The sequence below is a fragment of the Vibrio fluminensis genome, assembly GCF_015278125.1.
GTDB lineage: Bacteria > Pseudomonadota > Gammaproteobacteria > Enterobacterales > Vibrionaceae > Vibrio > Vibrio fluminensis.
Window position 1 is genome coordinate 1 of the sequence record NZ_JADILO010000056.1, and the last position, 12790, is coordinate 12790.

The following is a 12790-nucleotide window of genomic DNA, read 5'->3' on the forward strand; positions in this document are numbered from 1 at the left end:
CCCAAGGGGTTTTGATGGACTCAAAGCAAGAACAGATTTGAATGTGTAAGAACTAAAACAGCTTTCCGAATTATTCTCTAGAAATAGAGAGAAAGAATTTGCTTGGCGACCATAGCGTTGCGGACCCACCTGACTCCATGCCGAACTCAGAAGTGAAACGCAATAGCGCCGATGGTAGTGTGGGGCTTCCCCATGTGAGAGTAGGACATCGCCAGGCTTTAAATTTCGTTTTTGCCTTTTAAATAAGGTGAAAGCAATAGTTAAAAGAGCCCGTTTGCAGAACGGGCTTTTTTAGTCCTTTAGGACACAGATTTTGTGTGCTGATATGGCTCAGTCGGTAGAGCGCATCCTTGGTAAGGATGAGGTCCCCAGTTCGATTCTGGGTATCAGCACCATCTAATTAAAAAGAATTTTCTTGGCGACCATAGCGCTTTGGACCCACCTGATTCCATGCCGAACTCAGAAGTGAAACAAAGTAGCGCCGATGGTAGTGTGGGGCTTCCCCATGTGAGAGTAGGACATCGCCAGGTAATATTTCAGAGCCCTGACCTTTTGGTCGGGGCTTTTTCGTTTCAGCGAGTTATAAGTTGGAAAGGTAGTGCGCGTTTGCAAAACGTCGATGCATGATATAACTTCAGCGTTTCGGTACAATAAACACAAAGGATAATAGCTTATTCTTAATATCCAATATGCCGTTTACAAGCATTTTTGGCAAGAACCCTGAATCCTATACACTTTCAAGCTTCTGATAATACGATCTTTCGTCTTCCTCTGGAGAACGTTTTATGCTCATAATAACAGCCCATAGTTTGTTCAATCATATAACTATTGAGTGTTCGAAGAAGTGGGCCTTACCATTTGGCTCTAGCTCTTATTTTTGCTTCTAGTTCTTTTAACTCTCTGATTCTTATCTCTTCTTCTGCTTGCAATGCATTCAAACAGTCGGCTTCTTGCATCTTTTCTGCGTGATTTTTACAGTCATCTACTTTCGTAGCCATCTCCTCCGGATGGTTTATGTACCAATCTCTGCTTTTTGTTTCTTCCGTCAAACAACCTGTCAAAGCAAACGCCATGAAAATTAAGAAAAATCTCATTTAAGTTATCCTATATAGTTCTCTATCACATGTTTCGGGTAGGTTTATATAAATACAGCCACGCCTTGAAATTAGTGTGTTTTCAGGTGAATACTGCTGCCACAAGATAAACCTTACCAGCATAACCGATAATGACAGGGTACATTGATTGAGGATTTTTTCTTTTGCCGGATTGAGATTAATCGGAAAAATAGAACAATTATCTTTTATCGTAATTTGTGAGACAAATTACAAAGAATCTACAACTTAGATGAGGCTCAGAATAATTTGAACGCAAGAAATCACGGACTTATTTAGCTCTCCAAGACTTATACTAACGTTTTTCGTTGAGTGACCAATCATACTCATAGTCAATTTTGCTCGGTGCCCTTTTTAGTTCTGGGCGATATTTCTCTAGATGCGCTCTTACCCCACCATTTATCGTAAAGTCTTCGGCAAACCAATCAAAAATTGAAGATACAATGAGTTTGTTACCTTCAATCTGCGCGCCTTTATTACTGTTTATAAAACTTATTGCCGCCTTTTCAAGTAACTGTTCTGTGTTGTCTGCGCTAAACGCTTGTTGCTCAAGGTTGGGGCAACCTAGGCTGGCACAGTTAACCGCGTAATGAGTACGAGGGTCTTGCCAGATTGGGCGCAGGATACGGTGTTCAATATCATTAAGAGTGATGGTTTTACCGTTGATGGTAATGACGTCCTCATCCCATGGACCGAAACTAAACAAACCACCAAGCTTGGTAATCGATTTCACCGGATATTCTTCTAAGATAAGGTCGACAGTGATCGCATTGTAGAGGTTAACCCAATAGGCATACTGCTCCTCTTTGGCATATTGCAGTGGATTGAGTTGTGCCATTTGGTTTAAGTAACCGTCGAGCTTAGCATTATCACTTTGGGAGACGGCTGAATAGGCAAACAGATTGTGTTCGCCTTGTTTGGATATATAGCGATTAAGGATCTCTTGCCAAGCTTGATGGGAGATTTCTGCAGCATTGCTTTCATTGCTTTGCTGCCAATAACTCCAAAGTTTCGCCTCTGGCGCGGCGTATAGCGGCAATGAAACTAGTGCAAGGGTAACAATAGCGAATCTAGCCATGGATATTACTCAATCTTTTTAACACGTTATCTATTAGACCTATGCCGAGATGTAAATATTTCAAATGACACAAAAAAGGTTGGCTACTGCCAACCTTTTTACGTTTTTAAGCTAAAAAGCTTGGAATGTTACTTTCGTACTCGGCGATTTTATCTTCGTGCTGCAAAGTCAGTCCGATGTTGTCTAAACCATTTAGTAGGCAGTGGCGACGGAAGCTATCGATTTCAAAGCTGTATTCCTTGCCATCCGCTCTTACTACATTAGCTTCAAGATCGACTTCTACTTGCGCGCCTTCGTTAGCATCAACAAATTGGAAGATTTCATCGACCTCCTGCTCAGTTAAGCGCACTGGTACCATTTGGTTATTGATTGAGTTGCCATAGAAAATATCGGCAAAGCTTGGTGCAATCATCGCTTTAATGCCGTAATCGGCAAGCGCCCATGGTGCGTGTTCACGCGAAGATCCACAGCCAAAGTTTTCACGTGCAAGTAGAATTGAAGCACCTTGATAGCGTGGTGCATTCATCACAAACTCAGGGTTTGGTTGCTCACCTGCGTCATCAAGAAAGCGCCAATCATGAAAAAGGTGTTTGCCGAAACCTAAGCGCGACACTTTTTGTAGAAATTGCTTAGGAATAATCGCATCGGTATCAACGTTCGCTGCATCTAGAGGAACAACCAAGCCTGTGTGTTGTTTAAAACCTGACATGTTTGATTCTCCTTAGTCCAACTCACGAATATCAACAAAGTGACCAGCAATTGCCGCAGCCGCAGCCATCGCAGGGCTGACCAGATGGGTGCGACCATCACGGCCTTGGCGACCTTCAAAGTTACGGTTTGAAGTCGAAGCACAGCGCTCATGAGGCCCTAATCGGTCATTATTCATTGCCAAACACATCGAGCAGCCTGGCAGGCGCCATTCAAAACCCGCTTCTTTAAAGATGGTATCTAGACCTTCTGCTTCAGCTTGTGCTTTTACCTGCTCAGAACCAGGCACAATAAGAGCTTGAACATTATCTGCTACCTTGCGACCTTTTGCGATTTCTGCTGCCGCACGCATGTCTTCGATACGTGAGTTAGTACAAGAACCGACAAAGACTTTATCTACTTTGTACTCAGATAGTGCTTTTCCTGCTTCGAGTCCCATGTAGGCTAATGCTTTTTCTGCAGATGCTTTCTCTACTGGATCGCTGAAGCTCTCTGGTGCTGGAATTGGTTGATCGACAGCAATTACTTGACCAGGATTCGTTCCCCACGTGACTTGCGGCTTGATGTCTGCGGCATTCAATGTCACTACCGCATCAAACTCCGCGTCGTCATCAGTTTTTAATGATGACCAATAAGCAACAGCTGCGTCAAAGTCTTCACCTTGAGGAGAGAATTTTCGCCCCTTGATGTATTCGAATGTAGTTTGATCCGGTGCAATTAACCCCGCTTTGGCGCCGAGTTCGATTGCCATATTACATACAGTCATACGACCTTCCATCGTAAGATCTGTAATGGCTTCACCACAGAATTCAACCACATAGCCAGTACCGCCAGCGGCAGTGGTTTTACCGATGATGGCCAGCACGATGTCTTTGGCGGTGATCCCTGGTGCAACTTTACCTTGTACTTCGATCTTCATGGTTTTTGCACGAGCTTGTTTAAGCGTCTGCGTCGCCAGTACGTGTTCTACTTCTGAGGTACCGATACCAAAGGCCAGTGAACCAAAGGCACCATGTGTGGCAGTGTGAGAGTCGCCGCAGACGATCGTCATACCTGGTAGGGTAATGCCGAGCTCTGGTCCCATGACATGAACAATGCCCTGGTATTTGTGGTTGATATCGTAAAGCGTAACCCCGAACTCTTCACAGTTCTTAGACAGCGTTTCCATCTGGATACGCGCCATTTCACCTGAAGCATTAATGTCTTTGGTTGTGGTTGATACATTGTGGTCCATCGTAGCAAAGGTCTTGCTTACTTGACGCACTTTACGTCCTTTCTCGCGCAGCCCATCAAAAGCTTGTGGCGAGGTCACCTCATGCACTAAATGTCGGTCGATATACAAAATTGGGTTTTCACCCTCAGCTGCGACGGCAACGTGTGCGTCGTAGACTTTTTGATATAATGTTTTGCCCATTTACTTTTCCTCGTCGTCCTTGTCACTGCAACCGCGTTAGCTTCTTTCACTCCCCCCGGTCATTGAGTGGGCTCAACTCCCGGGCTGGATTGTTATCGCTGCCTTGTTGCAGCACCAATGACTTAGAGGAAATGTCTAAGGCATTGGCTTCAGTGTATTGTCTAACGACTTTAATTATTCTGTTGTGTTTGCGTTTAATTATGAATTTAGAATGTAGTTTGCGATCTTATCGCCCATCTCTGAGGTCGATAGTGCTGGATTATTGCCAGCGAGATCAGCGGTAAGTTCACCTGCTGCTAGTGCCTTACTTACTGCCGCTTCAATATCTTGCGCCGCAGCTTCTTCACCTAGGCTGTAACGTAGCATCAGTGCCGCAGATAGAATTTGCGCGACTGGGTTAGCGATATTTTTACCGGCAATATCCGGCGCGCTGCCGCCAGCTGGTTCATATAGACCGAACTTACTTTCGTTTAGAGAAGCAGAAGGAAGCATCCCCATTGAGCCGGTGATCATTGCGCATTCGTCGGAAATGATGTCACCGAAGATGTTTGAACATAGCATGACATCGAATTGTGCAGGATCTTTAATCAGCTGCATGGTTGCGTTGTCGATGTACATGTGGGAAAGCTCGACATCTGGGTAATCTTTGGCGATCTCTTCAACCACTTCACGCCATAGAATGGAGCTTTGTAGAACGTTGGCTTTATCGATAGAGCAAACTTTCTTATCGCGTAGACGGGCTGATTCAAAGGCGATCTTCGCAATGCGTTCAATCTCGAAACGGTGGTAAACCTCAGTATCGAAAGCTTTTTCGTTTGCGCCTTCGCCTTCACGTCCCTTCGGTTGGCCAAAGTAGATGCCACCCGTTAGTTCGCGGACTACGACAATATCAAAACCGCGTTCAGAGATATCAGCACGCAAAGGCGAGAAGGCTTCTAATCCAGAATGGATCTGCGCTGGGCGCAGATTACAAAATAGTTGGAAGTGTTTGCGCAGAGGTAACAAGGCGCCACGCTCAGGTTGATCGTTTGGTGGCAGGTGTTCCCACTTTGGACCGCCCACAGAGCCAAACAGTACTGCATCGGCGGCTTCACAGGCGGCTACAGTGCTTTCTGGCAGTGGCGTACCATGGTTATCAATCGCAATACCTCCGACATCATGCGCATCGCGCTCAAATTGAATGGCATGTTTCTTTTCAATTGCATCAAGCACCTTGTTTGCTTGAGCCATTACTTCTGGTCCAATTCCATCGCCAGCGAGTACCGCGATTTTGTATGTCTTGTCTGTCATGGTCGTCCTTTAACTTTTTTGCGTTGTGCCGCTTTTTTAATTTATTCAAACGCCGCTACAAGCAGCGTTTGTTTGTCATCCTATACAGTGGCAATCTTCTTTTGCTTCATCTGTTCGATTTCATCAGCACGATGGATACTGTTGATTACGTGCAGCAATGCTTGTCCTGATGCTTCAACGATGTCAGTAGAGATGCCGGTACCATGGTATTTGCGGCCTTTATAGTTGGCGATGATATCAGCCTGACCTAAACCATCTTCACCTTCACCTTTGGCGGTTAGATCGAACTTATCCAATACAATGTCATAACCCGTCACGCGGTAGATACATTGGTAAAGAGCATCGACTGGGCCATTGCCTACTGCTGCTTCGCTCTTCTCAGTATCACCACATTGGATCTTGATACTGGTTGTCGCCATTACGCTGCCTGACTGAACACTTAGGTAGTTTAATTTGTAGAAGTCGTCTTCTTCACGCAGGTTAGAGAAGTGCATTAGCGCTTCTAGGTCGTAGTCAAACACTTGCCCTTTGCGGTCGGCTAGTTTTAAGAAGTCCGCGTATAACGCATCTAGGTTGTATTCGTCTTCTTTATAACCCATCGCATCCATATGGCTTTTCACTGCCGCACGGCCACTGCGAGAGGTTAAGTTTAGCGCCTGATTTTTAAGACCAATCGACTCTGGTGTCATGATCTCGTATGTGTTTTTGTTCTTTAACATGCCATCTTGGTGGATACCAGAAGAGTGGCTAAACGCATTGGCACCAACAATGGCTTTGTTGCTTTGGATCGGCATATTACATAGCTGGCTGACTAACTTGCTGGTGCGATGGATTTCGTCATGCTTAAGCCCGGTATGTACGCCAAGCAGTTCTTGACGAGTTTTTAGGATCATCGCGATCTCTTCTAACGAGCAGTTTCCTGCGCGTTCACCGATACCATTGATGGTACCTTCAACTTGACGCGCACCCGCTTGAACGGCTGCAATCGAGTTTGCAACCGACATACCTAGATCATCGTGGCAGTGAACTGAGATGATGGCTTTATCAATATTGGGTACGCGGTTAAATAGCGTTTCGATAATACCGCCAAACTCATTTGGTACGGTGTAGCCCACCGTATCAGGAATATTAACCGTGCTGGCGCCGGCATTGATTGCAGCTTCAACCATACGACACAGATTATCGATAGGTGTGCGACCAGCATCTTCACAAGAGAACTCGACATCATCGGTGTATTGGCGTGCATGTTTCACCGCTTTAACGCCCATCTCAACCACATCATCATAACTGCGGCGTAGCTTGTCTTGCACGTGAACGGTAGACGTGGAGATAAAGGTATGAATACGGAAAGCTTCGGCAACTTTTAACGCTTCTGCTGCCGCATCAATATCTTTAGCGACAGCGCGTGACAGTGCACAAACTCGGCTATTTTTGATATTACGGGCAATGGTTTGAACCGATTCGAAATCCCCTGGAGACGATACCGGGAAGCCAGCTTCAATCACGTCTACGCCTAGACGTTCTAAAGCATAAGCAATTTGCAGTTTCTCTTTAACCGTCAAACTGGCTGACAATGCTTGTTCGCCATCACGCAACGTGGTGTCGAAAATAATGACCTGATCGTTCATAGCTGCTTCCTTATACGTCGTTTATCCGCTTGTTACGGGGATTTAAACGTTTACTTCCTGTATTTGAACATAAAAAAACCCGCAATTTGTTGCGGGTTTTGTGTAATTCGTTGTGGTTATTTCTCTTCCACAGCCTACCCGCGCGATTGGTTCACGATCAGGAGGAGGCTTAGCAGGATAGAGAAATGATTTGTCATTGTTAACTACTTCCTAAGAGAGTTAATGAATCCACATATTTAAGTTAATAGAATTAGTACCGTACTCAGCATGATGAGTCAACCGTAAATGGCAAAATTGGTCATTTTTTTTCCACTCCTCCGCGCAGTGCAACATTTCATCGCTTTGTTCATATTGCTAATCATTTGTTTTATAAATATATCGTAGAAAAATGATGGCTTAAGGGTAATTACGGATTAGTCGTGTCATGGTAATCACCATAAAACTTCATGGTGTTGTCATTGTTCTCTTTTAGTTTTAAATCAGTGCTATCAGAGAGAGGATTGTGCATGCGTTCAATCGAACCGATTGCCAAATTAGATTTGGCATTTTCACTTTTTTGTCTGCAAAACCGCTTCAGTTATCCCGTTTCCCGCATTAGCCGAGCGGTGTCCCATACCGGAGATGGTCATTTATACGTGGTCATTGCGCTCTTAGCTTGGTGGCTTGATGGAGATAGCGGGCAGTTATTGCTATTGGCGGGTTTGATGGCTTTTAGTCTTGAGCTCCCCATTTACTGGCTGAGTAAAAATTTATTTAAGCGTCGTCGACCGCAAGAACTGAGCGCCTTAATTCCATCCTTCATCACTCCTTCCGATCGCTATAGTTTGCCTTCAGGGCACACTGCTGCTGCGTTTTTGATGGCAACACTACTTGGCTGCTTCTATCCAAATCTCGCAGAGTTGGCCTTTATTTGGGCTAGTTTGATTGCTGTGTCGCGCATTTTACTTGGTGTCCATTTTTTAACGGATGTATTGCTGGGTGCGGTGCTTGGAGTGACTTGTGCTAACGCTGCACTACAGTGGCTAGGAGTATAACGAATGAAGATTTTATACGGCGTGCAAGGAACAGGAAATGGTCACATTGCTCGAGCGAGAGCGATGAGTTTGGCACTCAAACAAAGAGGCGCAGAGGTCGATTTTCTTTTTTCCGGTCGACAGGCAGATAAGTATTTTTCGATGCAAGAGTTTGGTGACTATCAAACGCGGCGAGGATTAACCTTTGCCACCGAAAAGGGCAAAGTGAGCTACCTTAAAACGGTACTCAACAACAGTCTTAGCGAGTTCTATCGCGAAGCAAAACAGCTCGATCTGTCTCAATACGATCTTATTCTCAACGATTTCGAGCCAGTATCGGCTTGGGCTGCAAGATGGCAAGGTAAACCCGTGATCAGTATCAGCCACCAGAACGCTTTCCGCTATTCGGTGCCTTTACATGGGGCGAGCTGGTTAGATAAATGTGTGATTCGCTACTTCGCGCCAAGTCAGCGTCATATTGGTTTGCATTGGTATCATTTTGACCAGCCAATCTTGCCGCCAATTGTACACACGACCCAAGAGTCGGTTGAGTCACAGCCTTATGTCTTAGTTTACCTGCCTTTTGAGAGCTTGGAAGACATCAGTGATTTGTTACTGCGTTTCTCTCGCCAATCCTTTGTTTGTTTTCATCCGCAAATTATCGCCGCCGAGCAGATAGATAATATCCTATTTAATCCATTGAGCCTCGAGGGATTCCATCATTATCTCAACCGCTGCTCTGGCATCATTGCCAATGGCGGATTTGAACTGCCGTCAGAAGCACTGACACTCGGCAAAAAACTGTTGCTCAAACCTTTAACCGGGCAGTTTGAGCAACTCTCCAATGTCGCTACGTTAGAGACGCTCGGTTTGGCGACGAGCATGGAATACCTCGATGCATCAGTTGTGCGCGCATGGTTAGATGAAGCGCCAGGAGAGAGTGTCGATTATCCCGATGTTGCAAGTGCTCTGGTTGAGTGGTTACTGCGAGGTGAATGGGATGATACTGCGCAGTTGACTGATCAATTGTGGGGTAAGGTCGACTTTCCAAGTTATGTTGCAAACGTTTAAGCTGAGATAGCGAGCGTTGTGGCTTTGTTACAACTATTTCAAACTGTTACAGAGCTAATTTATTGACTGAAAACATCAATTTATCTTTTTTTACCTTAAAGTTAAGTGACTGATAATTAGAAGGTTAAGCTTATTTATACTAAAAAATTATGATTAGTTCTCAATCTATTTGCTTGTAAGTATTTAATTGGTCGATAGTTTCAATCGATAAGTAATTATCACAATAACGAATAACTACTTCCGTTGAATTTAGCCAAGAGCGTGGTTGATTTTTCTTGGCTCCTTAACTGCATATATAATTGGGATACGATTGATGACTGATACTAAAGACCTAGTAAATCCGCACTTAACTAATCGCATGGAATCTGTGCTTCGTGGCGTAGATCTTAACTTGTTAACTGTGTTCGATGCCGTAATGCAAGAACAAAACATTACTCGAGCTGCACATAACTTGGGTATGTCACAACCAGCGGTAAGTAATGCGGTGGCACGCCTAAAGGTAATGTTTAGTGACGAACTATTTATCCGCCAAGGGCGCGGTATTCAGCCAACACAACGAGCAAGACAACTGTTTGTTCCTATTCGTCAAGCTTTGCAATTGATCCGTAATCAATTACCGACTGCTGACTTTGCGCCGGAAACCTCTGAGCGACAATTTAATCTATCGCTATGCAGCCCTTGTGATATGCGTTTTGCTCCGAAGATTATGGCGTATTTGCAGCAGGTAGCACCTGAAGTAAAACTGCACGTCGACGCGCAATTTGATGAACATATTGTTGAGCGTATGCGTAACCAATCCTTGGATGCAGTGATCGACTACCGTAGCTACAATGAACAAGGCGTGCATAATATTGAGCTATTTAAGGATGAGCTTGTAGTTGTGGCGAACAACTCTCACCCTCGAGTGCAACAAACCATATCGGCACAAGCCTTGTTAAACGAACGTCATGCTAAGCTCTCTCAAGGTCACGGCCAGCAAAGTATTTCTGAGCAAGCGTATCAAGGAGTGGATGTGGTTGCTTACTATGAAGGCGCGAGTTTAAGCAACTTACTTTACGTGGTTGGTCAGTCAGAATTAGTCGCGATTGCACCGCGTTGGATGGTAGAAAATGCAGCCAACAAAGAGCAACTGCAAATCTTAGCGTCGCCTTTTGCCAACAAGACTATCAGCGGTTATTTAAGCTGGCATGAATCGAATGAAAAAGACCAAGGACATATTTGGTTACGAGATCGCTTAGCTGAAGTTTGCCGTGACGCAGAGTAAGGCGATTTTCGATTCAAATTATTGAAATTTAATTGGTTATTCGCTAAGCATTTTTTGGCGATTGGTTAAGATAGCCTGTTAAACAGTACAGAAAAGCCTCGAACGAGTTATCGCTTCGGGGCTTTTTTATATAAGTTTGATACGTGTCAGTTGCCTTTTTTTGCTTGAAATGTACACTGTGCGCGCAAAAAGCTTACAGGTGTAAGCTTAAAGGTAGAAAAGATGGCCAATTTAGATTTTCACATCGTTAAACGAATTCGCGAACAAATTGCTAAAGGCAAAGAGCGTACCGCTCTTAAGCACAAAGTTGATGGCTCATGGCAAAGCATCAGCTGGACGCAATTTGGTCAGCAAGTGGATGCAATGTCACTTGCACTATTGGCTCAAGGATTGAGAGTTCAAGATAAGATAGGGATCTTCTCTAACAACATGCCGCAATGGACAATCGCTGATTTTGCTGCGATGCAGTTGCGTGGTGTTATCGTACCGATTTATCCAACCAACACGGCGGATCAGTCTGCATATATTTTGCAAAATGCGGATGTAAAAGTGCTATTTGTTGGTGAACAAGCTCAATTTGATGCTGCGGTTTCTATTTTTGAACAATGTGAACAACTTGAGTTGGTTGTCGCGATGTCGGAAGGCATTGATATCGCAGAGCATGAATTTGCTATTACATGGAATGAATTCATTGCTAAAGGTAGTGAGTCATACCAAGCAGAACTAGATGAGCGATTGGGACAAGCGAGCCTTGATGATCTTTTGACCTTGATTTATACCTCAGGTACTACTGGTCAACCAAAAGGCGTAATGCTCGATTACGCAAACATTGCCGCTCAGTTGCAAGGTCATGATGAAAGATTGAGCCTTTCTCAAGAAGACGTATCACTATGTTTCCTTCCTCTGTCGCATGTATTTGAGCGTGCGTGGTCTTTCTACGTACTCTATAAAGGTGCAACGAACTGCTACCTGCAAGATACAATGCAAGTACGCGATGCATTAAGTGAAGTTCGCCCAACAGTGATGAGTGCGGTACCGCGTTTTTATGAGAAGATCTTCTCTGCGATTCACGAGAAAGTAGCTAAAGCACCATTTATTCGCAAAGTGATGTTCACTTGGGCGGTTAATATGGGCGCTAAAATGGCGGTTTGTCATCAGGAAGGACGTAAGCCTTCGTTGATGTTGAAGAAGTCTCACAAACTGGCTGATAAATTGGTCCTTTCTAAGCTACGTGCGCTGCTTGGTGGGCGCATTAACTTTATGCCATGTGGTGGTGCAAAGTTAGATGAGACCATTGGTCGATTTTTCCATGCGATTGGCATTAACGTTAAACTTGGCTATGGCATGACTGAAACTACAGCAACGGTTTCATGTTGGGACGATAAATGCTTCAACCCGGATTCGATTGGTATGTCTATGCCTGGTGCGCAGGTTAAGATCGGTGAGAATAACGAGATCTTAGTGCGTGGTCCGATGGTGATGCGTGGTTACTACAAGATGCCAAAAGAGACCGCAGAAACATTTGATGAGCATGGCTTTTTGAAAACGGGTGACGCGGGTCATATCGATGAAAACGGTAACCTGTTTATCACTGACCGTATTAAAGAGTTGATGAAAACGTCAAACGGTAAGTACATCGCCCCTCAAGTGGTTGAAGGTGCAATTGGTAAAGACCATTTCATTGAGCAAATTGCTGTAATCGCAGATACTCGTAAATTCGTATCGGCACTGATTGTGCCATGTTTTGATAGCTTGGAAGAATATGCGAAAGAGCTGAACATCAAATACCATGATCGTGTTGAGCTGATTAAGCACAACCAAATCATTGAGATGTTAGAAAAACGAGTGAATGATCTGCAGCAAGAGTTAGCTAAGTTTGAACAGGTGAAGAAGTTTAAACTGTTGCCAAAAGCTTTCTCTATGGATGAAGGTGAATTGACGCCAACTCAAAAGCTACGTCGCAAAGTAATTCACGATAAATATCAGAATGAAATCGAAGAGATGTACAAAGATAAGCACTCAGACAAGTAGCCGCTAATTGAGTGATTGAATATTACAGATCCCCAGCTTTGCTGGGGATTTTTTTGCGTGCGCCGAGCATGGCGTTGATCTAGGAGGTGAAAGTCCTCTACGGGCTCAGTCGAGCGAGAACCGTTAGCCTATGCAAGGGTGTTCACCGTGAGGTGAAATCTGAAGGAAGCAAATGGTAAAA

Annotated in this window: 10 protein-coding genes, 1 tRNA gene and 2 rRNA genes; 7 read left to right on the top strand and 6 right to left on the bottom strand. The window is 44.4% G+C overall.

Annotated features, from left to right (window positions below; all coding sequences use genetic code 11):
- Nucleotides 1-101 precede the first annotated feature (101 nt).
- The 3 genes from rrf (IRQ95_RS21600) to rrf (IRQ95_RS21610) all read left to right on the top strand — a co-directional run bounded on the left by rrf (IRQ95_RS21600) (nucleotide 102) and on the right by rrf (IRQ95_RS21610) (nucleotide 530).
- Nucleotides 102-217, top strand: a 5S ribosomal RNA gene (rrf, locus tag IRQ95_RS21600).
- 102 nt (nucleotides 218-319) lie between these two features.
- Nucleotides 320-395, top strand: a tRNA-Thr gene (locus tag IRQ95_RS21605).
- Nucleotides 396-414: 19 nt separating this feature from the next.
- Nucleotides 415-530 (top strand): 5S ribosomal RNA (gene rrf / locus IRQ95_RS21610).
- Nucleotides 531-851: 321 nt separating this feature from the next.
- Here rrf (IRQ95_RS21610) and IRQ95_RS21615 read toward each other — a convergent pair.
- The 6 genes from IRQ95_RS21615 to leuA form a co-directional block, all read right to left on the bottom strand.
- Entirely contained in the window at nucleotides 852-1094 is a 243-nt protein-coding gene (locus IRQ95_RS21615; RefSeq protein ID WP_194439822.1) for an EexN family lipoprotein, read from the bottom strand.
- 313 nt (nucleotides 1095-1407) lie between these two features.
- Nucleotides 1408-2190 (bottom strand): DUF547 domain-containing protein, encoded by a 783-nt coding sequence (locus IRQ95_RS21620; protein WP_194439823.1) that lies wholly within the window; start codon nucleotides 2188-2190, stop codon nucleotides 1408-1410.
- 106 nt (nucleotides 2191-2296) lie between these two features.
- Nucleotides 2297-2899, bottom strand: a complete 603-nt coding sequence (leuD, locus tag IRQ95_RS21625; RefSeq protein ID WP_194439824.1) for a 3-isopropylmalate dehydratase small subunit — start codon at nucleotides 2897-2899, stop codon at nucleotides 2297-2299.
- 12 nt (nucleotides 2900-2911) lie between these two features.
- A complete protein-coding gene (leuC, locus tag IRQ95_RS21630) occupies nucleotides 2912-4312 on the bottom strand; it encodes a 3-isopropylmalate dehydratase large subunit (protein WP_194439825.1) in 1401 nt (466 codons plus the stop codon).
- Between the two features lie 198 nt (nucleotides 4313-4510).
- Nucleotides 4511-5602 carry a 3-isopropylmalate dehydrogenase gene (leuB, locus tag IRQ95_RS21635; protein WP_194439826.1) on the bottom strand — a complete coding sequence of 364 codons (1092 nt, stop codon included), beginning with the start codon at nucleotides 5600-5602 and terminating at the stop codon, nucleotides 4511-4513.
- Between the two features lie 80 nt (nucleotides 5603-5682).
- Nucleotides 5683-7230, bottom strand: coding sequence for a 2-isopropylmalate synthase (gene leuA / locus IRQ95_RS21640; protein WP_194439827.1), 1548 nt, complete (start codon nucleotides 7228-7230; stop codon nucleotides 5683-5685).
- 506 nt (nucleotides 7231-7736) lie between these two features.
- Between leuA and IRQ95_RS21645 the strand changes: the two genes are divergently transcribed.
- From IRQ95_RS21645 to IRQ95_RS21660, 4 genes are all read left to right on the top strand, one after another.
- Nucleotides 7737-8264 (top strand): phosphatase PAP2 family protein, encoded by a 528-nt coding sequence (locus IRQ95_RS21645; protein ID WP_194439828.1) that lies wholly within the window; start codon nucleotides 7737-7739, stop codon nucleotides 8262-8264.
- A 3-nt stretch (nucleotides 8265-8267) separates the two neighbouring features.
- The gene (locus tag IRQ95_RS21650) at nucleotides 8268-9314 is read left to right on the top strand and encodes an MJ1255/VC2487 family glycosyltransferase (protein ID WP_194439829.1); all 1047 of its coding nucleotides are present in this window, start codon (nucleotides 8268-8270) and stop codon (nucleotides 9312-9314) included.
- Between the two features lie 313 nt (nucleotides 9315-9627).
- Entirely contained in the window at nucleotides 9628-10578 is a 951-nt protein-coding gene (leuO, locus tag IRQ95_RS21655) for a transcriptional regulator LeuO (protein ID WP_194439830.1), read from the top strand.
- 222 nt (nucleotides 10579-10800) lie between these two features.
- Nucleotides 10801-12609, top strand: coding sequence for an AMP-dependent synthetase/ligase (locus IRQ95_RS21660; RefSeq protein WP_194439832.1), 1809 nt, complete (start codon nucleotides 10801-10803; stop codon nucleotides 12607-12609).
- Nucleotides 12610-12790 lie beyond the last annotated feature (181 nt).